We start from the raw sequence: 22,584 nt of genomic DNA on the forward strand, positions 1-22,584 counted from the left end.
TCCTGCGATGATGCACGTTGGGCAAATGCGATGCCGGCAGGCCGCGCTGAGGCAGGCCGTGAGCTGGTCGGCCACGCTTTGCATTGCCATCACGGCGACGCAATCGATGGCCGCGCCCGTTCAATTCGATTTGAGCCGGCTGCGGGCGCGGGGACTGCCGGTCGCGCTGGCCGATTACTATGCAAACGGCCCTCGCTTCAGCCCGGGATATCACCGCATCGCGTTGAAAGTGAATGGGATGCCGCGCGGACATATCGATGCATACTTCGATCCCGATGGCGATATTTGCATGAGCGCCGAGCTGCTCGAGCAAGGTGGATTGGTGTTACCCGATGCAAAGGCGGCTAGGATCCATCCCCACGCTTTGCCAGTATCCGGCCCAGCGCTCCCCCCACCATCCCCGCCGGCCTGCTACGACTACCGGGCGATATTCCCTGGCACACAAATCGCATTGTTCCCTGCGCAGGCACGGGTCGAACTGATCGTGCCCTTGCGGGCGGTGCGGCCGCAGCGTCAGCCGGTGCGGCAATTTGCCCGCGGCGGCAGCGCCGGCATGCTGAACTACGACATACGCATGGCGCAATGGCGATACGGGCGGGGTTCGCGCTCCCGTGTCCGCGCACGTATCGAGGCGGGGTTCAATGCACAAGATTGGATCGTACGTTCGCGACAGTCATTGAGCCACACACCGTGGGGCGCCGCCGTGTCGCACGACGCGGCGTACGCGCAACGCACCTTTCACGGTAGCGGCACGCTCCTGCAAGTCGGACAGCTCACGCTGGCCAATGCGGTGACGGGCGCAGCCGCATTGCATGGCATACAGATTCTGCCGGACGATGCGCTGAGCCGATCCCGGCCCCGTGCTGCCCGTATTGATGCGATTGCATCGTCGCAAGCCCGTGTGGAGGTGTCTCAGGCGGGGCAGCAGCTCTATACAACTGTGGTGCCGCCCGGGCCGTTTAGTATCGACGAATTGGAAGTCCAGAACGAAGTCTCGGATTTGATCGTGACGGTGACGGAAAGCGACGGTTCACAGCGCGAATTCGTGGTGCCTGCAACGTCTTTCGCGGCCGGCTCCCCGGTCGGCGCTGCGGGGCTGTCAGTGGCAGTCGGCCGGTTCAGCACGCTCGGCGGGTTCTATCCCGCGGTGGCCGTAAGCGCGGGGCGCAACCTGAATCCGTCCATCAGTGCATCAGCCACGGCGCTGCTCTCGTCCGGCTACCAGGGCGCCGCGGCATCGTTGTTCATCGCGCCGCGCACCGGCTCCGACGTCGCTGCGCGACTGCATCTATCCCGCCATCGCGCAAGCGGCGTTTCGGGCGCGGGCGCCCATGTCCGCATCGGCGCCCGCGTGGGCCATACGGTATCGGCCAGCCTCTCGGGAAACTACAGGACAGCTGGTTTTCGACACCATTCAGAGGCCCGCACACGCCTTGGTCGCTGCAACGCGATGGACTTGACCGCTCGACTGAGCTTTGCAATGCCTTCCTATGGCTCGATCAGCCTGGGCTATGGCCAATCCTTTCAAGCCGGCACGATGGTGGGGCGCTACATGACGGGCTCCGTTTCAATGCGGCTCGCCGACCTGTCGGTGACGTTGGCCGCGCAGTGCTATTCGTACCACTCGCGCCGTTCCGGTATGTCGACATACATGAGCGTAAGCATGCCATTCGGGCGCAGCGGTACGCGCGGACACGCGTCGTTGTCCGATGCCGGCCTGCTCACTGGCACACGCATGCACGGCAGAATTCGTGATCACACGGACTATAACGCGTCAATTCAACGCAACCACGCGGCTCGTGATGTGTCGGCGGGTCTGGATTTCAACCATCGCAATCGATTTGCCAATTTATCGGGCGGCGTCTGGCATTCGATGGGGGCATCGTCCTATTCGGCGGTGCTCAGCGGCGCACTGGCAGTCCATGATGGCGGGTTGACGTTTTCGCCGTACCGGATCGCGGATACGTTTGGCATTGCATCGACCAACGGCGTGCCTGACGTAAAAATCTCCACGCGGGCGGGCATCGTTCAGACAGACAGTCGTGGGCAAGCCATCTTGCCGTCGTTGCCTGCGTATGCCACCTCGCCTGTCCAGATCGCGACGCGGACCTTGCCTCGAAGCGCCGATGTGGACAACGGCTATCGGACCTTGCAGCCGGCGCGCGGCTCGGTGCAAAAGGTGCGATTCAACGTGACCACTGTGCATCGGATGCTGTTGGATATAACAACGGACGACGGGATTGCGTTGCAGCGCGGTTCACTGATTCTTGATAGCGCTGGCCATGTGGTCGCGACCGTACTCGACGAACAGCGGATATTCATGTCTCGGGCGACATCCGATGCGGCCTTGATCGTCAAGCTTGCCAACGGCCGACGTTGCCAGCTCGTGTACACATTATCCGACACACTGGACCCGAGTCGCACGTTCGAGCGCGCACCGGCGCGCTGTTACACGATATCTGTGGACTAATAGTGGCCTGCTTTCAGTTTTTTTATTTATATAGATATATTTGTAATGGTAGTTAACAATGACCGCAGCGCGTTGTGGACAACTGCAAAAACGCTGTTATGGATCAATACGATACCGATCCGATAACTATACAGAGCATCACTGGATAGCAAAAGCAAAAGTGGGACAACCCGGCTCCTCCCTTGTATTGTCAATGAGTTATCCAGATTCTGCGCAACGGCTGTGCGCCCGCCTATCCAGAGGTTGTCCAAAGCAATGCGTGGATAACGGCTAAAGACGGGCGCACATCGGCTGCCTTGCGCGGTGACGGCGAAGCAGCCGGGCTGACCAAGCCGGTCAGCCCAGCGGCGCGCGCCGATGGACGGTGCCAGGCAGGCACGCTACTCTTTCATTTATTGCCGGTTCGTACGCACTGGTTGACGCAGATCCGTGCCGCGGCCGCGCGGTTTGGCCGTGCGGTCGTGCGCCATCACCACGTTAATGGAGGTCCGATATGTCGATTCGCATAGGCGACGAAGCACCCGATTTCACCGCCGACACCACGGAAGGTCAGATTCGTTTCCACGAATGGATCGGCGACCATTGGGCGATTCTGTTTTCGCACCCGAAGGACTTCACACCGGTGTGCACGACCGAGTTGGGCTACGTCGCGCGGCTGAAACCCGAATTTGACAAGCGCAACACGAAGGTGATCGGCCTGTCGATCGATCCGGTCAGCGACCACAAGCGTTGGGTGGGGGACATCGCCGAGACACAAGGCTATCCGATCAACTATCCGTTGATCGGTGATGAAAATTTGAGCGTCGCGAAGTTGTACGACATGATTCACCCCAATGCGAGTGCTGGACCGCGCAATGCGAATGACAATGCGACCGTGCGCGCGGTGTTCATCGTTGGTCCGGACAAGAAAATCAAGGCCACGTTCACCTATCCGATGAGCGCGGGGCGCAACTTTGACGAAATACTGCGCTTGCTCGATGCGTTGCAACTGAACGCGAAGCATTCCGTGGCGACGCCGGTGAACTGGAAGCCGTGCGACGACGTGATCATCCCGACGTCGGTATCCGACGAAGAAGCGAAGAAAAAGTATCCGGAAGGCTTCAAGACGCTCAAGCCGTACCTGCGCACTGTCGCGCAGCCGAAGTAACCCGGGCGGGCGGCCTTTCATCCGGACCGTTGTGGATTCGCACAGGGGGTTTGCGTTTTTGGAGGATCAGGGTTTATACTTAGATCCGTCTCCTCCATGTCTCCTCCGATATGGATTCAGCCCGCCGCATTGGCGGGCTTTTTTTTGTGCGCCCAGCATGGGCGCACTCCTGTGGATGCCGATTCCTCGTATTATTACTTGACGACCCTGATAAGAGAACGCTGTGACGCTCCATACGTGGTGGCTTTTCGTTGCAACCGTGTTCGCTGTATCGGCCATTCCGGGCCCGAACATGCTGTTGATGATGTCCAGCGGCGCGCGGCACGGCTTGCGCCGAAGCAGTTGGGCGATGGCCGGCTGCCTGTCGGCGCTGGTGCTGATGTTGTCCGTCTCGGCCGCCGGGCTGGGGGTATTCCTGCAAGCTTGGCCGGCGATGTTTAACGCATTGCGCGTGGCAGGCGCTGCTTACTTGGTGTACCTGGGCATCAAAGCGTGGCGCGCGCCGGTGGAATCGGCGCCGCACGGTGCAGCCGATACGCGACCGGTCGAGCGCGATGTGGTGCATCGTGTCACGCGCTTTGCGATGTTTCGCACGGGCTTCCTGGTGGGCGCAAGCAATCCGAAGGCCATACTTTTCGCTGCCGCACTGCTGCCGCAGTTCATTAACGCCGCTGCACCGACGTGGCCGCAGTTCAGCGTGCTGGTGCCAACTTTCGCGATCATCGAGGTCGGTTGGTACGTGGTCTATGCCGGATGCGGCTCGCGGATCGGAGAACGCCTTCGCAGTCGTAGCATGGCGAAGGCGTTCAATCGGCTCACCGGCGGCGCATTCGTCGGCTTTGGCGCGCTGATGGCGCTGGTGCGGCACTAAGCGCCGATTCAGTACGCGAAGTACGGGCCGCTGCTCCCAGCGATGCGTAGGCTGGCGCCGCGAGATCGGCCGACAGCATCACGGCCGCAATGGGGGCGCGCAACGCGCAATGAGTTGATGAATTTCGCGTGCTTTTCCTTGCGGTCGCAGACGTGCGTCCTGGATGCCGGGAATCGGCAATGCGCGAGACGTCGTGAACGCGTCGGGGCTTAGAAAGGAATGGATCGGCGCGGCGTAGGTGTGTTGTATCATTGCAACACTGAGCAGGATAACCCGGTTACGGGCAGCAGTATGTTGCAATGCACCAAACAACTTGCTATAGTGGAGCCGTCTCCTCCATGTCTCCTCTGATATGGATTCAGCCCGCCGAATGGCGGGCTTTTTTTTCATCATGCATCACGGCGGCCGATTGCAAAATCCGCGTGCTGAAATAAAAAAGCCGATACGGCTGACCGTATCGGCGTGATGGTGCTAGTGGGGCATGCATGCCCCATGCTACCCGCAACGTCAAACCGTCAAACCGATCCGTTCATCTGCGCCGATGGCGAGGTTCATGCACTGCACGGCTGCACCGGAGGCGCCCTTGCCGAGGTTGTCGAGCCGCGCGATCGTCATGATGCGCTCTTCATTGCCGAAGACGAACAGGTCGACGCGATTGGTGCCGTTATTGGCTTGCACATCGAAAAAGCCATCGTCCAGGTTCTCCGGCGCACCCAGCGGCATGACCCGAATAAACGCTTCGCCGGCATAGTGGTCGGCCAGCACGGCATGAACGTCGGCCGGTGTCACCTGCCGTGCTAATTGCATCTGGGGAAGATAGGTCGTAACCGCGAGCCCCTTGTAGAACGCGCCGACGATCGGCGTGAACGCTGGCATCACCGTCAGCCCGGAATGGACCGTCATTTCTGGCAGGTGTTTGTGCGTGAGCCCGAGCGCGTAGGGGCGCGGACTCGACAACGCGGGAACCGGGTTATCCTCGTAGGCCGCGATCAATTTCTTGCCGCCACCACTGTATCCGGTGATCGAATAGGCTGTTGCGATGAAGCCGGCCGGCACGATACCGGCAGCGACCAGCGGATGCATGGCCAGCACGAACGCTGACGCATGGCATCCGGGCACCGCAATGCGCTTGCTCACGCGGATTTTTTCCCGCTGCGCGCGGTTTAGCTCGGGCAACCCATACGCCCAGTCCGGTTGCGTGCGGAACGCGGTGCTGGCGTCGATGATGACCACGCGGTCACTGTCAACTAGCGACACGGACTCGCGCGACGCGGTATCCGGTAGGCACAGGAACGTGACGTCGGAGGTGTTGATCAGCCGGCGCCGCTCGTTAGGATCTTTTCGCTTCGCCTCGTCGATACGCAATACCTCAATGTCGCGCCGCTGCGCGAGGTATTCATTGATCTTCAGCCCCGTTGTGCCGTCCTGCCCATCGACAAAAACCTTGGTTGTCATTGCGCGCCCGCCTTGTGCTCCGATACCGTTAAACAGGTATTCTAAGGCCCGGGCGGGACAGATTCGTGGCGGTTGCGAAAAAAATGTCGTTATCGGGTATAGGTCACGATGATCCGCGCGGCGGCGAGGGCGGCCACCGAGATTTCGTGCTCGAACACCGCGGCAGGACGACCGTTGGCCAGCCGCAGGTCCTGGGTGCGCAGCGCCCAGACAGTGATGATATAGCGATGCGCTCTGCCGGCCGGCGGACATGGGCCGCCATAGCCGTCATCGCCAAAGTCGTTGCGGGCCTCGATGGCGCCGATCGACTTCAGGAAGCCCGATCCGCTGGCATTGGCCGGCAATCGATGGACGTTAGCTGGAATGCCAGCGACGGCCCAGTGCCACCAGCCGCGACCCGGTGCATCGGGATCGAAGACCGTCACCGCAAAGCCCCGGGTGCCGGGCGGCGCGTTACGCCACGACAGATCTGGGGAATGGTTGGATCCGCTGCAGCCGCCCTTGTTGTAGACATGCGCGTGCGGCACGTCCTGGTTGGGGTGCAACGCTGCGCTGTACAACTCGAATGGGCGGTTCACGCCGCCCGCCGACGTCGGCATGGTGTTGGCGGGTGCATTATCCGCCTGGGCGAGAGGTTGTGCGATCAGCAGCCACCCGGCCATGGGCAAGGTCTGCCACACGCGAACATGCAAACGGCGAGATGCTCGAGACTGCTGGCGACGCGGGCGCATGGGCCGGAAACCTCCTGTCCTTGACGCAACGTTGTTATAACGAACAGTCAGGCACAGCGCGTTCGGTGCCGGTCGGCCGGAGCGGGACCGGGCAGCGCCGGTAAACACACAGGCAGTCTATCATCCGGATCCGCTTGCAAGGTAGCTGCGGCGCGGGCGAGCACGGCTGAAGGCCTTCCAGATGCGACAAAGCCGCCCGTGAGGGCGGCTTTGTCGCATCTGGCATCGGCCCCGATGGGTTTCGCTATTGCGGCGCGGATGTCGCGCCGCCATGCGCGGCCGACCATTGAGCGGGGGCGTGTAGGAACTTCTCGACTTCGTCCAGCGTTTTCGCGTCGAAATATCCCTTATCCTTGGCCACGCGCAGCACGTCCCACCAGGTCGCCAGCGCGTGCAGATTGACGCCAACATCCTTGAGCACCGACACGCTTTCCTTGAAGATGTGGTAGTGGAACAGCACGAAGCAGTGTTCGACGCTCGCGCCGGCGGTGCGCAACGCATTGATGAAGTTGATCTTGCTGCGGCTGTCGGTCGTCAGGTCCTCGACCAGCAGCACCCGCGAACCTTCTTGCAGAAACCCCTCGATCTGCGCATTACGGCCAAAACCCTTTGGCTTTTTGCGAACATATTGCATCGGCAGGCCCATGCGGTCGGCAATCCACGCGGCGAACGGGATGCCGGCAGTTTCGCCGCCCGCCACCGAGTCGATCTGCTCGAAACCGACACCAGCATAAATCGTCGATTCGGCCATGTCCATCAGCGCGCTGCGTACGCGGGGATAAGAAATCAGCTTCCGGCAATCAATATAGACCGGGCTCGCCCATCCGGACGTGAAGATATACGGCTTTTCGGCGTTGAAGTGGACGGCCTGGACCTCTAGCAGAATCCTGGCGGTGGTGTCGGAGATCGTTTGACGATCGATGCCTATCATCGGGAAAATCCTTGGAATCGGGGGTGGGTCGGGCGGGACTGCGCGACGCGCGTAGCCCGTTATTATAGCTCAGTCGGACACCATGCTGGCTGACCGCGCCTGGGGTCACGGTACGCGCCACGGATTGATCCTCCGTACCTGTGTTATCGGACAGCAGTTCATGGGGTGTACACTTATCGCCCCCGCCATATCCAATTTCCATCTACCTACACGTCGCACCATGGACGAACAACTGAAGCAAAGCGCTCTGGCCTATCACCAGAATCCAAAGCCCGGCAAGATCTCGGTCACTCCGACCAAGCCGCTCTCTAACCAGTTCGACCTGTCGCTCGCCTACTCTCCAGGCGTTGCGGCCGCGTGCGAGGCGATCCATGCCGAGCCGCTCGACGCGCAGAAGTACACGTCGCGCGGCAATTTGGTCGGCGTCGTCACGAACGGCACGGCGGTATTGGGGCTTGGCAACATCGGGCCGTTGGCCGCCAAGCCGGTGATGGAGGGCAAGGGTTGCTTGTTTAAGAAATTCGCCGGTATCGACGTGTTCGACATCGAGCTTGCGGAATCTGATCCGGACAAGCTCGTCGAGGCGATCGCGATGCTCGAGCCGACCCTGGGCGGCATCAATCTAGAGGATATCAAGGCGCCGGAGTGTTTCTACATCGAGCAGAAGCTGCGCGAGCGGATGAAGATTCCGGTGTTCCACGACGATCAGCATGGCACGGCGATCATTGCGTCGGCGGCGATCCTGAACGGCCTGAAGGTCGTCGGCAAGAACATCGCCGAGGTGAAGTTGGTCGCCTCGGGCGCGGGCGCGGCGGCAATTGCGTGCCTGGACCTGCTGGTCAAGCTCGGTCTGAGCAAGGCCAATATTCTCGTGGCCGACTCCAAGGGCGTGATCTATGAGGGACGCGGCCATCTCGATCCGTCCAAACAACGCTATGCCGCGCACACCGAGGCGCGCACCCTAGCTGACGCGATCAAAGGTGCCGATGTGTTCCTCGGTTGCTCGAGCGCTGGCGTGCTGAAGCCGGACATGGTCAGGGAGATGGCCGGCAAGCCGTTGATTCTGGCGCTGGCCAATCCGGAGCCGGAGATCCGGCCGGAGGAGGCCAAGAAGGCCAGGCCCGATTGCATTATCGCCACGGGCCGCTCCGACTATCCGAATCAGGTTAATAACGTCTTGTGTTTCCCGTTTATCTTCCGCGGCGCGCTCGACGTGGGGGCGACCACGATCACCGAAGAGATGAAGCTCGCCTGCGTGCGCGCGATCGCGGAGCTGGCCGAGGAGAGTGACCAGGGCGACGAGGTGGCCAAGGCGTACGAGGGCCACACGCTCGAATTCGGTCCTGAGTATCTGATCCCGAAGCCGTTCGATCCGCGACTGATCATCAAGATTGCGCCGGCTGTCGCGCAGGCGGCGATGGATTCACGCGTCGCGACGCGTCCGATCGCCGACATGGAAGCCTATCGGGAGCAGCTTGCCACGACGGTGTATCGCACCGGCATGGTAATGCGACCCGTATTCGCCGCAGCCAAGGCGTCCAACGCACGGATCGTGTTCGCCGAGGGCGAGGACGAGCGTGTGCTGCGCGCCGCACAATTCGTGCTGACCGAGCGCATCGCCAAGCCGATCATCGTCGGACGTCCGGCCGTGGTCGAGATGCGTTTGAAGAAGATGGGCTCGAAGCTGCGCGCCGGCCATGACTTCGAGGTCGTCGATCCGGAAGACGATCCACGTTACCACCGGTGCTGGCAGGCCTACCACGAGCTTGGTGCGCGCGCGGGCGTGACGCCTGAAGTGGCCAAGGCCGCGATGCGCAAGTCGAACACATTGATTGGCGCCATGCTGGTGCGGCTCGGCGACGCCGACGGCATGGTGTGCGGCTTGATCGAATCGTTCCATAGCCATCTAAAGTACATTGATCAGGTGCTGGGCCGCGCCAGCGACGCGCAGCACTATGCGGCGATGAACCTGCTGATGTTGCCCGGCCGTAACTTGTTCATTTGCGATACCTACGTGAACGAAGTGCCGAGCGCGGAGCAGCTTGCCGACATGGCGATCCTGGCGGCGCGCGAGGTCGAGAAATTCGGCATCGTGCCGAAGATCGCATTGTTGTCGAACTCAAATTTCGGCAGCGTGCCGACGGCTTCCTCGCAGCGCATGGCTCAGGCTCGTGCGCTGATTGCCGAGCGTGCCGCGCATCTGGAGGTCGATGGCGAAATGCACGGCGATGCGGCGCTGTCCGAGGTGATCCGCAAGCAGGCGATGCCCGGCACCACGCTCAGCGGCGAGGCGAATCTACTGATTATGCCGAACGTCGAGGCGGCCAACATTACGTACAACCTGCTGAAGATGATTGGCGGGGAGGGCGTGACGGTCGGGCCATTCCTGCTCGGCGCAGCAAAGGCTGTGCACATTCTGACGCCGGCGTCCACCGTGCGCCGCATCATCAACATGACTGCGGTGGCATCGGCCAACGCACGCGTTGGCTGAGCGGCGCCTCATGGTTGCAGTCGGTTGCCCCTGTCGGCTGCCGTAGCCGGTTGCGCAGTTGCGGGTTCGGACCGCTCGCGCCGGCGAGCGCGATGCGGCCGCGGCCGCGTCCGGCGCGTGTCCCGAGCCGGGCCGGTTTTGCACCTCTTTTCGGTCGTCGGCCGGTGAGCCCGGCGCCTATGCGGCGGCCCCGTGCTCCGGTGGGCCAACCTCGTCTGAGCCGTTTGCCGTCAGGCCACTGCCCACTCGGGACCCCCAGCCGGTGACGCGCGCCAGCGTGCAAGCAGCACATCCCACTTTGCCCGCACGGTCCGCAGGTTGTTTTCCTTCACGTGACCGTAGCCGCGGATCCCGTCGGGCAGGCTCGCGAGCTCGACGGCCAGGGGCAGGTTTTTCCGCGTCAAGCCGCTGATCAACTCGTTCACCAGCATCTCGTATTCGCCGATCAGTGCCCGCTCGCTACGCCGCTCTGCGGTACGCCCGAACAGGTCCAGTGGTCCGCCTCGCAGGAACTTCAGCTTGGCGAGCAGCTTGAAGGCGGTGAGCATCCACGGCCCGTAGGACCGCTTGATCAAGTGGCCATGCGCATTTTTCTTGGCCAGCCACGGCGGTGCAAGGTAGAACTTGGGCTTCCAATCACCGGCAAACTGCGCGCGCAGTTTGCCGACGAACGCCGGATCCGCATGCAGACGCGCTACCTCGTACTCGTCCTTGTACGCCATCAGCTTGTGCAGGTTGTGCGCCACCGCCTTGGTCAACGGCTCCTGCGGTGACGTCCCGCCGTTTGCGCCGAGGGCCGATTCGGCGTTGCGCACGCGCTCGACCAGCGTGCTGTAGCGCGTCGCGTAAGCGTCATTCTGGTAGGCACGCAGGTAGTCGATGCGATGTTTGATCGACGCGTCCAGAGCGTGCTTCGTATGCAGCGAGATTACCGTCGCGTTACTGCCCGGCGGCGCAGCCGCGCCCTTGCGGGGCATGGTCGGCACTGCGGCTTGCTTGACCCGCTCGGGGTCGTGCGCCGCACGGCGCCCCCATTCGAACGCGGCAAGATTCTTGTCGATCTGGACGCCGTTGAGTTCGATGGCGTGAGTCAGCGATGCATGCGACAGCGGTATCCAGCCACGCTGCCATGCATAGCCGAGCACGAACGGGTTGGTGTAGATCGCATCGCCGAGCAGTGCGACCGCGTAGCGATTGGCGTCGACAAGCTCAACATTGTCGCCGGCAGCAGCGCGGATATTTCGCTCGGTGCTGGCTCCGGGGAAGGTCCAATTCGGGTTCTTGATGAATTCGGCCGTCGGCGTCTTTGCGCTGTTCACGACGACGCGCGTCACGCCGACACACATCTTTGACGTGCATTCGCCGCTGGCTGTCACGATCTCGTCGCAGCCAATCACTAATTCGGCCTCGCCCATCGCAATCCGGGTTGCGTGGATGTCCTGCGGCTGGTTCGCGATCTGCACGTGGCTCATGACCGCACCGCCCTTCTGCGCGAGTCCTGTCACGTCCAAGACGGTGACGCCCTTGCGCTCCAGATGGGCGGCCATGCCCAGCAACGCACCGATCGTGACCACCCCCGTGCCGCCGACGCCCGTCACCAGAATCCCGTACGGGCGTGCGATGGCTGGCAACGGCGGCGGCGGCACAGCGGGGAGCGCGCTCAGGTCAATTTCGGCAGCCTGCGGTTGGCGTAATTGGCCGCCTTCGACTGTCACGAAGCTCGGGCAGAAGCCCTTCAGGCACGAGAAGTCCTTGTTACACGTCGATTGGTTGATTCGCCGCTTCGTGCCGTATTCCGTCTCCAGCGGTTCGACCGACAGGCAATTGGACTGCGCCGAACAGTCTCCGCAACCCTCGCACACAGCCTCGTTGATGACCACGCGGCGCGCGGGATCCGGATACGTGCCGCGCTTGCGCCGGCGCCGCTTCTCGGTCGCACACGTTTGATCATAGATCAGGATCGTGGTGCCCGGAATGTCGCGCAGCTCGCACTGGACCGCGTCGAGCGTATCGCGATGGCGCACGGCGACATCCTCGGCTAGCCGCACGCCCTGGTACTTTTGCGGCTCATCGGTGACCACCACGATCTTCCTGGCGCCTTCCGCGGTAAGCTGGAAGGTGATTTGCGGCACGGTCAGCACGCCGTCCACCGGCTGTCCCCCGGTCATGGCCACGGCATCGTTGTACAGGATCTTGTAGGTGATGTTCGCCTTCGATGCGATCGCGGCACGGATCGCAAGCAACCCGGAATGGAAGTACGTGCCGTCGCCCAAATTGGCGAACACATGTTTGTCCGTGGTGAAGGGGGCTTGGCCGATCCAGGCGACGCCTTCGCCGCCCATCTGGCTGAAGGTGCTCGTGCTGCGATCCATCCACACGGTCATGTAATGGCATCCGATGCCCGCCATCGCGCGCGAGCCTTCAGGCACGTTGGTCGATGTATTGTGCGGACATCCTGAGCAAAACCACGGCTTGCGCTCGACTTCCACGCGCGGCACCGCTTGCGCCTTTTCCTTGGCTCCGATCACCGCCATGCGCGCGGCGATGCGCGCGCGCACGTCGGAGGGCAACTCAAATTTATCCAGTCGCGTGGCGAGTGCCTTGGCGATGACAGCGGGAGATAACTCATAGTGGGCCGGCAGCAGCCAGTTGCCCATCGGCACCGACCATTCGCCGCCGCCATCGTCTTTTTCGTCGAATTTGCCGAATACGCGCGGCCGTTGCCCATCCGGCCAGTTATACAGCTCTTCCTTGATGGCGTACTCGAGAATCTGGCGCTTTTCCTCGACCACCAGGATCTCCCGCAGGCCTTTGGCGAATGCCTGTGCGCCCTGCGCCTCGAGCGGCCAGACGCAGCCCACCTTGTATAGGCGGATGCCGATCCGCTTGCATGTTTCGTCGTCCAGGCCCAGGTCGACCAGTGCCTGGCGCACGTCTAAGTAGGCCTTGCCGCTGGTTACAATCCCGAAGCGCGCATTCGGCGAATCGATCTCGATGCGATCGAGCTTGTTCGCGCGCACATACGCCAGCGCGGCATACCACTTGTAGTCCAAAAGGCGCGCCTCTTGAATCAGCGGCGGATCAGGCCAGCGGATATTGAGTCCGCCGTCCGGCATCGTGAAATCCTCGGGCAGGACGATGCGCACGCGTTCGGAATCCACATCGACGGAGGCGGAGGACTCGACGACATCGGTCACGCATTTCATGGCGGTCCACAGCCCCGAATAGCGGCTCATGGACCAGCCATGCAGCCCGAAGTCGAGGTATTCCTGGACATTGGCGGGAAACAGCACCGGCAGGCCGCACGCCTTGAAGATATGCTCAGATTGGTGAGCCAGCGACGACGACTTGGCGGCGTGGTCGTCGCCGGCCAGCATTAGCACTCCGCCGTGGCGGGACGACCCAGCGGAGTTGCCGTGCTTGAGCACATCGCCGGAGCGGTCTACGCCGGGACCTTTGCCGTACCACATGCCGAACACGCCGTCGTATTTTGCGCCGGGATACAAGTTGACCTGCTGCGTGCCCCAGACGGCGGTGACCGCCAGGTCCTCGTTCAGCCCGGGTTGGAATACGACTTCGTGTTGGCTCAGATGCTGCCTGGCGTTCCATAACGCGAGGTCGAGCCCGCCGAGCGGTGAGCCACGATACCCAGAGATGAAGCCGGCGGTATTCAGGCCGGCGGCCAAGTCGCGTTCGCGTTGCAACATCGGCAGCCGTACCAGTGCCTGGATGCCGCTCATGTAAACCCGGCCATGTTGGAGGGTGTATTTGTCGTCGAGCGAGACATTCGATCGCGACGCTTCCAGCAATGCCGTTTCCGATGCCGCCTTCGAGTCGAGCGGGGCGTTCATGTTTGTCTTCCTCCGATGGAGCTTGGGATCACCAAAACTTCAAAAGAGTCGTGGCGTCTTGTGGACACATGGACTCAGTGCGTTATTTTTGTCGTTGCCAAAAATATTCGCACTTGGGTCAACCCCCCACATGCGCAGCGGTAGGATGCGCTCCTGCCCGGCAACAGGCCAGCGACAGTGTCGGCTGGAGGCGTGGGGGGAATACGCGGATACGCCGCATTGTTCGATCCCGGTGCAGTGGGACTGGGCTTGCTGGCGTAAGTGAATGTGCGGCTGGAAAAGTGGGGCGGATTGGGAGGCGGGGCGGACGATGATCCGCGTGCGGACGCACCCACTGGTGGTGTGCGCCGCGCTGGCTAAGCACTGCGACGCCGACGGCAGACTTTTGTGCCGCGGTCGGGTCGTGGCTAGAGGTCGTAGCGTGCTATGCGATGACCGGCGACATGGACTATCTGCAGCGATGGGTTGACGCGTCCAGCCTCACACCATCGGTGCGGCGCGAAGGGTATCAAGCGGCCAGCCCGGCAGGTACCATGCGGAAAACATCGAATAGCTGCGCCGCGCGCCGCGCCTGGCGCTTCATCGCGTAGTCGAACATCGCAGCCTGTTCTTGCAGCAGCTCGGCCATGATGCTGGATGGGTCCGCTGGCGGCAGCGTCAGGTATGCGTCGGCTTCCCCGTGCGCGTATTCGATTTTCATGCCGGCCTTCTTCGCGATGTGCATCATCGTCAAATTGCGCGACAGGCAATGCATATACAGCGTTGTCACGCGGGTATTCCGGCTACGCATCGCGGCGCGCTCAAACAGTTGCGTGCCGATGCCGCGGCCGCGGGCGCGCTCAAGCACCGACACGCCGAACTCCGCGGTACGCTTGTCGCCGTTGCCAGGCAGATAGGCAAGATGACCGACACCGACCAACTCGAGGTTGTCGTCGAAGACGCCGAACACCGTATCGCGGGAAAAGTCGATGCCCTCGACGTAGTGTTCGATCAAATGGTCGGGAACCCTTTGCCCAAACCGCAGCAGCCGGTCGTCATCGCTCAGCGACAGGAAGTGTGCGTGCAGCCGTGCGCGATCGCGTGACGACAATTCACGCACGAGCGCCGCTTTTGGCGAGGCGCGGCGCAGATCATGCACCGTTATCGGACCAGGGGCCGGGTTCAACGCTTTCATCGGGTTCTCCTGCGGGCGGCGGGCTTACCGCCTGCCCGTTTCGCATCAGCTTCTGATGCGCTGCAATATGCATTTTACAGGAAAACCCTAGATTTCCCCGGGAAAACCCTGAGTTGGATTGGAGTTGATGTTCTAAAATCGCCATCAAGTAGCGTAAAAACGCCTTATGACAGGCGTTGCGGGTGTTGTTGCACCCCCCAACGCCGGGCGAATTGTCACACTCGGGGCACGATGCTGCTATGCAACGTCCGGCGGCGCGACCAGCCCGCGCTCGAGCACGGCGACGACCTCGTTCGCGAAGTTCGCGTAGGTCATCGTGCCGCTCGGCTTGAGCCACGTGAAGGTCCAGTTGATCATGCCGAACACCATCATGGTGAGCGCCATTTGGTTGGACTTGGTCACGCGCCGCGGATAGGCGCGAGCCAGCTGGCGTGCAAACGCGGCAACGATGTCGCGTTGCCGGTCCAGGATGATTTCGCGCTGCGTTTGCACCAGATACTTGACGTCGTTGAGCAGCGCGACGTGTCGCATGTGCGACGTCTCATACTCAGCGAGGAAAGCGCGGATTAACTCCGCGAAGGTTTGTTGCTCGTTCAGTTCCCGTCGCTGACTGGCGCCCTCGACCTCGGCGATGATCAGCATCAGTCGCTTCGTGTACCGGTCCAGCAAATCGAACAGAATGGCCTCCTTGCTCTCGTAATAATGGTACAGGCGCGCCTTCGACGTGCCGCTGGCCGCGGCCAGCTCCGCCATCGACGTGCTCGGGTAGCTGGTCTGCGCGAATTTCTCGGCGGCCAGATTCAAGATCTGCTCGCGCTGGCTTTCGTGATCAGGGGCTCGGGTGCGTGCCATGGGGGCAATTCGGTTGAGGATCTGTCCGGTTAGCGTGACATACACGTCGCTAGCCTACGGCCGTCGCACTTGCACATCACGCCACTGTTGACGCGCCTCGCCGCTGAGCGCGAGGCGGCCAGCCGTGGCCAGTTCCCTGCAGCGCCACAACGCGATCGCATCGGTCACGCAGACGCCGCAGTCGATCTTCATGACCTGGGCGGCAACGTTGGTCGCCATTTGCCATCGATCATCGGTATGCTGCAACCATGCGTCGTCGATCGGCGCATAGGTGCCGGTCACGAAGCGGTTCTCGCGCCAGCATCGCACGTCGCCATTGAGCCGCCGCACGTCCTGCCACTCCAGCGCAAGCCGCCCGATGCGCAACACCGAAATCGGCGCGGCCTTCCGGATGCGCGTGGCCAGCGCGTCGGCTCCGAACATGCCGATTGCGCTCGCGCCGTCGGCACGCGGCGCGGTCTCGCGTGGCAACTCGCGTGCGCCAAGGGCCACTTCATTGAGCCGTTGCGGTTGGGTGCGCAGATACCATGCAACCCGACGCAGCATCAGTTGGTCCGACGCGCTTTGCGCGTGCCAGACGACGATATTCATCGCTGATCCGACGAGACGTTCCAACGTGGCGTTCTGCTCGTTCAGTTCGGACACGACATCCCGGTCCCGTTCGTCGAGGACCTGCTGCCAGAACGCCGCGCGTCCATGCACGTCGCTGTCGAGCGCGCGGATCGGGCCAAACGCGAGATCGTCACGCAACGCGAGGACTTCCTCGTTGCGTTGCGTACTGGCCAGCGCTGCACGAAGCGAGGCGGCCGCCACATCCCCGTTGGTAATATGGATTGTTGTCATGGAAGTCGCCCGCTTACGCGGCAAGCGGGCCCGCGCTGCGTGGTTCCCGGCATGCCGCCAGTGCGCTGCGCGAGCCAGGCTATATGTGAACAGGCGCTAGTGTAAGCGATCGTTCCGGATCGTGGCCGGCGACGCAGCAAATGAGAACGGCCGACAGCGCAGGGCACGGCTCAGCGTTCGTCGTAGCTGACTACCACGCGTTCGCTGACCGGGTGGCATTGACAAGTGAGGACAAAGCCGGCATCCACTTCTTGGGGCTCGAGCGTGTAGTTCTTCTCCATCCGGACTTCTCCCTCGATCACCTTGGCGCGGCACGTGCAGCACACGCCGCCCTTGCACGCGTACGGCAGCGCGAGCCCCGCGCGCAGTCCAACATCGAGTAAGCTCACGCCCTCATAGGGCAGGCGCAGCTTGCGGCGCTTGCCGTCGAGCACGATTTCCAGGTCCGCCGCAGGAGTGTGTTCGGTTATTTCGACCGGTGGTACGCCGGCTTGCGGCAGCGGCGTGCCGAAGCGCTCCACATGGATGCGCTGTTGCGGCACCCCGGCGGCTTTCAAGGCGTCCTCGGCGGCATCCATCATCGGCGCTGGGCCGCAGATGAAGGCTTCGTCGATTGATTCGGCCGGCACCAGCGACTGCAGGAAGGCGTCGCACTTGTCCCGGTCCAGCACGCCATTGAACAGCTCGACATCCTGCACATCGTCCGACAGCACGTGATACAGGATCAGCCGGTTCATGTACCGGTTCTTCAGGTCTTCCAATTCCTCGGCGAACATGATTGCGTCGACGCTGCGATTGCCGTAGATCAGCGTAAAAGTGCTGCGCGGCTCGACATCCAAGGTCGTTTTGATAATGGCCAGCACCGGTGTGATGCCCGAGCCTCCCGCGAACGCGAGATACTGTTTGTCGTGATCGGCATTTAAGTGTGTAAAAAAGCGACCATCGGGCGTCATCACATCGATCGTGTGCCCCGGTTGCAGTGTGTCGAATGCAAAGTTTGAGAAGCGGCCGCCGCGCACCCGTTTGATGCCGATGCGCAATTCGCCATCCCGCTCGTAGTCGGTGACGCCGACGCAGATCGAGTACGAGCGGCGCGTTTCCTCACCGTTGATATGGGCCTTGAGCGTGACGAACTGCCCCTGCGTGAACCGGTACGCATCGCGCAGTTCGACAGGGACCTCGAAAGCGACCGAGACTGCGTCCGGCGTTTCGGCGCGCACTTCGCGGATGCGCAGCGGATGAAATTGCACAGTGGCCATATTAATACGGTTTGAAGTAATCGAAAGGTTCACGGCAGGTAATACAGCGGTATAGCGCCTTGCACGCGGTCGACCCAAACTGCGACAGCCGCTCGGTGTTCGGCGAGCCGCAGTGCGGGCAGGCGGGCTGCTGCGTTTGCTCGCGTTCGTCGCGCGACACGATCCTGACCGGCTGCTGCGCTTGCGTTCCCTGCGTCGCGCAAGCCCGTGACGGCGGTGCGATCCCGTAGCGGCGCAGCTTCTCGCGCGCGCCCTCGGTGATCCAGTCGGTGGTCCACGCAGGCGCGAGTACACTGATGACACGGTGCGGCGCGAGCCCCACGCCATCCAGCGCCGCGCCGATGTCCTTGGCGATCTGCTCCATTGCCGGACAACCCGAGTAGGTTGGCGTGATCACCGCTTCAATGACGCCGTCCGGTGCTTGTCGCACGTCGCGAAGAATGCCGAGTTCGCGGATCGACACGACCGGGATTTCCGGGTCGGGTACCGCGTCCAGCGCCGCCCACGCGCGGGCAACGGGTGAAGTGTCGGTCGAACTGTCTGGCATGCGTTTCTCTGTCGAATCCGGAAGCTGGCGCGAATGTCGGAATGGGACCGGGAGTGGCCCGCACCGTCCTACCAGCGGGCGCCGGGATGCTGGCGGGCCAGGCTCTGCATTTCCGCCAGCAGATAGCCCATGTGCTCGGAGTGCTCGCCCAGCTTGCCGGTCGTCACATATTGACCCGTGGTCGGCCACGCAAGCGTGGCTTCGTTGAGCGCCGCCCGGACATGCGCCGACCAATCCGGCTGCAGCGTCGCGTTCCGCGGGCCGATGCCCTGTGCCGCGATGGACTGCTCGAGTTCGTCGCTGGAGAAGAACTCGCTCGTGTACGGCATCAGGAAGTCGACTGCGGCCTGTGTGCGGCGATGCGATTCGTCTGTGCCGTCGCCGAGCCGTACCAGCCAGTCGCGCGCGTGGTGCACGTGGTATCGCGTTTCCTTGAGCGACTTGGCGGCGATCGCGGCCAACTCGGCATCGCTTGAGTGCAGCAGCGCATTCCAGACGTGCAGCATCAGCGTCGAATACAGGAAATTACGCACGATCGTTACCGCATAGTCTCGGTCGGGGCGTACAGTACTGCCATACGGGCCGGCGTGCGGCAGCTCGAGCATCGTGTAATTGCAGAACTCGCGCTCCTCACGGAAGAACGCGTAGTCGTCTTCATCGCGTGCTTGGCCAGTGAGCGCGGCCTCCAGTGAGCCGGCGTGCGTATAGAGCAGCCGGGCCTGGCCGATCAGGTCCAGGCTGATATTGGCCAGCGCGATATCCTCTTCGAGGACCGGGCCATGCCCGGTCCATTCGGCATTGCGCTGGCCGAGAATCAAGGCGTTGTCCGCGAGGCGCAGCACATACGCCAGATGGTGTTGCGTTGGCATGGGCGTGGTCCGTCCTGACTTTACATATGGTTGACTTTGTCCGGTAACTGATAGAAGGTCGGATGGCGATAGATCTTGTCGCCGGCCGGATCGAACAGTTCGGACTTTTCGTCGGGCGCCGACGCGGTAATCGCCGCGGCTGGTACGACCCAGATGCTCACGCCTTCCTGCCGGCGCGTGTAGACGTCACGCGCCATGCGCAGCGCCATTTGTGCGTCCGCCGCATGCAGGCTGCCACAATGTTTGTGGTCCAGCCCCTGTTTGCTGCGTACAAATACTTCCCAAATCGGCCATTCTTTGCTCATGGGTTCCTCCTCGATCCTTGCTGGCGCACCACTACGCCGCTTTCTGTTTGTTGCGCCGAGCCTGCTTGGCCTCGTACGCTAGCGCCGCCTCGCGTACCCAAGCGCCGTCCTCATGCGCCTTCACGCGCGTGGCCAGCCGCTCGCGGTTGCAGGGGCCGTCGCCGTTGACCACGCGCCAGAATTCTTCCCAGTCCACCGTGCCGTAGTCGTAGTGGCCGCGCGCCTCATTCCACTTCAAGTCCGGATCGGGTAGCGTGACGCCGAGGACCTTGGCCTGCTCGACGGTCGCGTCGACAAATTTTTGCCGAAGGTCATCGTTCGATATGCGCTTGATACCCCATTTGGCGGACTGGTTGCTGTGCACCGAGTCCTTGTCGCTCGGACCGAACATCATGAGCACTGGCCACCACCAGCGGTCCACGGCCTGTTGCACCATCTCGCGCTGTGCTGCGGTACCCTGCATCATGACCAGCAACGCATCGAAACCTTGGCGTTGGTGGAACGACTCTTCCTTGCAGATGCGGATCATCGCGCGCGCATAAGGGCCATACGTGCAGCGGCACAGCGGGATCTGGTTCATGATCGCAGCGCCATCGACTAGCCACCCGATCACGCCGACGTCGGCCCAACTCGGCGTAGGATAGTTAAAAATGCTCGAATATTTCGCACGGCCGCTGTGCAGCGCATCGAGCATCTGATCGCGCGACACGCCCAGCGTTTCCGCGGCGCTGTACAGGTACAGCCCATGACCACCCTCGTCCTGCACCTTGGCTAACAGGATCACCTTGCGTTTCAAGCTCGGCGCGCGACTGATCCAGTTGCCTTCGGGCAACATGCCGACGATTTCGGAGTGCGCGTGCTGCGAGATTTGCCGCACTAACGTCTTGCGATAGGCATCAGGCATCCAGTCCTGCGGCTCGATCTTGTCGTCCGCGGCGATGCGCGCGTCAAAGCGCTGCTGATCTATGCTGGCAACGGGGCTGTCGGCCAGCGCGGCGTTGCTCGGTAGGTCGAGCGACTGCGTATACATGGGGAGTCTCCATCAGGATTCTTCGAGCAGTATAAACCTACCGACCGGTCGGTTAATAGTTTTTTATCCTGTGAATCCGCTGCCGGCCCGGGCGGCGCGTCATGCCGATGGCCGCGCCTTGTCGATCGCGCGGCCTTCCATGCCCTTGCAAGCTATGTCGAGCCAGGCGAGCGTCCTGCATCGTTGCCTGCTGCCCGGGCGCCTGACGCGCCGGGTGGCGATCGTCTTGCTGATGGCCGCGGCGCTGATGGGCGTGCCTGCGATGGCGCAACGCCAACCCGACGCGCTAGGCGCGTCTCAGCCGGCTCGCTGGATTACCGTATGGGCGGTGGCCCCACAGGCGGTGGTGCAGCATCCGCAGACACCTTCATTCAACCGTGCGCCGGATGTCGCGGGTCGCACGGTCCGGCAGATCGTCTATTCGCGCATGGCGTCCGGGGCGGTACGCGTGCGCTTGTCGAACGTCTATGGCACGCGACCGATGCGCATCGGCCGTACGGCCATTGCGCTTGCTGCGGGCGGCGGCGCGGTGAGGGCGGGGACGCTACGGGAGGTGACATTTGGCAGGCATGTCGCGGCCACGATCGCGCCGGGTGGCACGTTGATCAGCGATCCGGTGCACATTGCGATGCGGCCGGGCGAGCCGGTGGCGATCAGCGTCTATGTAGACGCGGGCGTGCCGCCGCCTATACCGTGGTGGCCATCGGCGATTCGATCACCGACGGCATGCGCTCGACGCTGAACTTGAACCGGCGGTGGCTGGACGAGTTGGCGGCAAGGCTCGCGCGCCAGGGCTTGGGCGGCGTATCGGTGGTCAATCTGGGGATCAGCGGCAATCGTTTGTTGAGCGACTCGGCTTGCTACGGTGAACGGCTCGTCTCGCGATTCGAGCGCGACGCACTGCAACAACCGGGCGTGCGCGCAGTCATCGTGCTGGTCGGGATCAACGATATCAATTTCGGCGCCATGTCGCCGCGGGCTGGCCTCGACTGCGATTTCCCGCATACGGTCGTCGGTGCGCCGCAACTGATTGACGGCTATCAGCGAGTGGCTGTAGATGCGCGCCGGCGCAACGTCCGAATCTATATCGGGACACTTACGCCGACGGATCTTCCTGCGTCGCGCGAAGCCGTGCGCAGCGCGGTGAACGACTGGATCAGAAAGCAGCACCAATTCGACGGCGTCATCGATTTCGACGCGGCGCTGCGTAATTCCGCCCACCCGACGCGGATGGCGGTCCGCTACGATAGCGGCGACCGCGTACATCCAAGCGATGCCGGCTATCGCGCGATGGCCGGCGCGGTACCGCTGGCGTGGTTTGCGCCGCCGCGTTAAATGGGGTGGCAAGCGGCGTGCCGGGGTGGGGGTATGGGGCGTACTAGGGAGGGGCGAGCAAGGTGACAAAGAGGGTGCGCTGAAAAAATATCTGCTAGCCCTTGTGGTGAGCGCGACATTCGCCTATGATTCGCTGCCTCGCTGCAGGCAGTGGGGCCGCTGAAGGAGCAAACGCAGCGGGCGGGGTGGGCAACGGGGTGTGAGGCGATCAGCATCGCACCGGGGTGGTAAAAAAGTTGTTGACGCTTCGCAAGATTGTGTTCATAATCTCGTTTCTCTGCTGCTGATGCAGCGACGCGACGCAGGTGCTGAGGCCGGACAGGTTGAAGCGAAGTCGGCGCGATGCTCTTTAACAAGTAACAGCCGATAAGTGTGGGTACTTGATGGTGCGGGCGAGCTGCGCCCGGGGGTAACAGCCCGGGT

General features: G+C 62.5%; 16 protein-coding genes and 2 pseudogenes. 6 read left to right on the plus strand and 12 right to left on the minus strand.

What is annotated here, in order from left to right; genetic code table 11:
- The first annotated feature begins 106 nt into the window (after nt 1-106).
- The 3 genes from B0O95_RS11640 to B0O95_RS11650 all read left to right on the plus strand — a co-directional run bounded on the left by B0O95_RS11640 (nt 107) and on the right by B0O95_RS11650 (nt 4,488).
- Complete coding sequence (locus B0O95_RS11640; RefSeq protein WP_233203316.1) at nt 107-2,470, plus strand: fimbria/pilus outer membrane usher protein; 2,364 nt, start codon at nt 107-109, stop codon at nt 2,468-2,470.
- A gap of 493 nt (nt 2,471-2,963) precedes the next feature.
- On the plus strand, nt 2,964-3,617 hold the full coding sequence (locus B0O95_RS11645) for a peroxiredoxin (protein WP_104078035.1): 654 nt from the start codon (nt 2,964-2,966) through the stop codon (nt 3,615-3,617).
- A gap of 223 nt (nt 3,618-3,840) precedes the next feature.
- Nucleotides 3,841-4,488 (plus strand): LysE family translocator, encoded by a 648-nt coding sequence (locus B0O95_RS11650; protein ID WP_104078036.1) that lies wholly within the window; start codon nt 3,841-3,843, stop codon nt 4,486-4,488.
- 507 nt (nt 4,489-4,995) lie between these two features.
- Here the strand turns inward: B0O95_RS11650 and argC are convergent.
- The 3 genes from argC to B0O95_RS11665 form a co-directional block, all read right to left on the minus strand.
- Nucleotides 4,996-5,943, minus strand: a complete 948-nt coding sequence (argC, locus tag B0O95_RS11655) for an N-acetyl-gamma-glutamyl-phosphate reductase (RefSeq protein ID WP_104078037.1) — start codon at nt 5,941-5,943, stop codon at nt 4,996-4,998.
- An 89-nt stretch (nt 5,944-6,032) separates the two neighbouring features.
- Nucleotides 6,033-6,605 carry a YbhB/YbcL family Raf kinase inhibitor-like protein gene (locus tag B0O95_RS11660; protein ID WP_104078038.1) on the minus strand — a complete coding sequence of 191 codons (573 nt, stop codon included), beginning with the start codon at nt 6,603-6,605 and terminating at the stop codon, nt 6,033-6,035.
- 313 nt (nt 6,606-6,918) lie between these two features.
- Entirely contained in the window at nt 6,919-7,605 is a 687-nt protein-coding gene (locus B0O95_RS11665; protein ID WP_104078039.1) for an orotate phosphoribosyltransferase, read from the minus strand.
- Nucleotides 7,606-7,825: 220 nt separating this feature from the next.
- On the opposite strand from B0O95_RS11665, the gene B0O95_RS11670 reads away from it, so the two are divergent.
- Nucleotides 7,826-10,096 carry an NADP-dependent malic enzyme gene (locus B0O95_RS11670; RefSeq protein ID WP_104078040.1) on the plus strand — a complete coding sequence of 757 codons (2,271 nt, stop codon included), beginning with the start codon at nt 7,826-7,828 and terminating at the stop codon, nt 10,094-10,096.
- 230 nt (nt 10,097-10,326) lie between these two features.
- Here B0O95_RS11670 and B0O95_RS11675 read toward each other — a convergent pair whose 3' ends face one another.
- Nucleotides 10,327-13,947, minus strand: coding sequence for an indolepyruvate ferredoxin oxidoreductase family protein (locus B0O95_RS11675; RefSeq protein WP_104078041.1), 3,621 nt, complete (start codon nt 13,945-13,947; stop codon nt 10,327-10,329).
- A gap of 192 nt (nt 13,948-14,139) precedes the next feature.
- Here B0O95_RS11675 and B0O95_RS17215 point away from each other — a divergent pair.
- A pseudogene (locus tag B0O95_RS17215) lies at nt 14,140-14,408 on the plus strand (Lrp/AsnC family transcriptional regulator); the annotation flags it as partial.
- Nucleotides 14,409-14,455: 47 nt separating this feature from the next.
- Here B0O95_RS17215 and B0O95_RS11680 read toward each other — a convergent pair.
- The 8 genes from B0O95_RS11680 to paaA form a co-directional block, all read right to left on the minus strand.
- The gene (locus tag B0O95_RS11680) at nt 14,456-15,121 is read right to left on the minus strand and encodes a GNAT family N-acetyltransferase (RefSeq protein WP_104078042.1); all 666 of its coding nucleotides are present in this window, start codon (nt 15,119-15,121) and stop codon (nt 14,456-14,458) included.
- A 237-nt stretch (nt 15,122-15,358) separates the two neighbouring features.
- Nucleotides 15,359-15,973: a TetR/AcrR family transcriptional regulator gene (locus B0O95_RS11685; protein WP_104078043.1), complete on the minus strand. Its 615-nt coding sequence runs from the start codon at nt 15,971-15,973 to the stop codon at nt 15,359-15,361.
- Nucleotides 15,974-16,027: 54 nt separating this feature from the next.
- Nucleotides 16,028-16,816, minus strand: coding sequence for a DUF1835 domain-containing protein (locus B0O95_RS11690; protein WP_104078044.1), 789 nt, complete (start codon nt 16,814-16,816; stop codon nt 16,028-16,030).
- 170 nt (nt 16,817-16,986) lie between these two features.
- A complete protein-coding gene (gene paaE / locus B0O95_RS11695) occupies nt 16,987-18,075 on the minus strand; it encodes a 1,2-phenylacetyl-CoA epoxidase subunit PaaE (RefSeq protein ID WP_104078045.1) in 1,089 nt (362 codons plus the stop codon).
- 1 nt (nt 18,076) lies between these two features.
- Nucleotides 18,077-18,622 (minus strand): 1,2-phenylacetyl-CoA epoxidase subunit PaaD, encoded by a 546-nt coding sequence (paaD, locus tag B0O95_RS11700; protein ID WP_104078046.1) that lies wholly within the window; start codon nt 18,620-18,622, stop codon nt 18,077-18,079.
- 68 nt (nt 18,623-18,690) lie between these two features.
- Nucleotides 18,691-19,491, minus strand: coding sequence for a 1,2-phenylacetyl-CoA epoxidase subunit PaaC (gene paaC / locus B0O95_RS11705; protein ID WP_104078047.1), 801 nt, complete (start codon nt 19,489-19,491; stop codon nt 18,691-18,693).
- A 20-nt stretch (nt 19,492-19,511) separates the two neighbouring features.
- Complete coding sequence (gene paaB, locus B0O95_RS11710; RefSeq protein ID WP_104078048.1) at nt 19,512-19,796, minus strand: 1,2-phenylacetyl-CoA epoxidase subunit PaaB; 285 nt, start codon at nt 19,794-19,796, stop codon at nt 19,512-19,514.
- A gap of 31 nt (nt 19,797-19,827) precedes the next feature.
- Complete coding sequence (paaA, locus tag B0O95_RS11715; RefSeq protein ID WP_104078049.1) at nt 19,828-20,826, minus strand: 1,2-phenylacetyl-CoA epoxidase subunit PaaA; 999 nt, start codon at nt 20,824-20,826, stop codon at nt 19,828-19,830.
- A gap of 232 nt (nt 20,827-21,058) precedes the next feature.
- On the opposite strand from paaA, the pseudogene B0O95_RS17220 reads away from it, so the two are divergent.
- A pseudogene (locus tag B0O95_RS17220) lies at nt 21,059-22,161 on the plus strand (SGNH/GDSL hydrolase family protein).
- The last annotated feature ends 423 nt before the right edge of the window (nt 22,162-22,584 follow it).

The organism is Mycetohabitans endofungorum, from assembly GCF_002927045.1.
In the GTDB taxonomy this organism is placed as follows: Bacteria; Pseudomonadota; Gammaproteobacteria; order Burkholderiales; family Burkholderiaceae; genus Mycetohabitans; species Mycetohabitans endofungorum.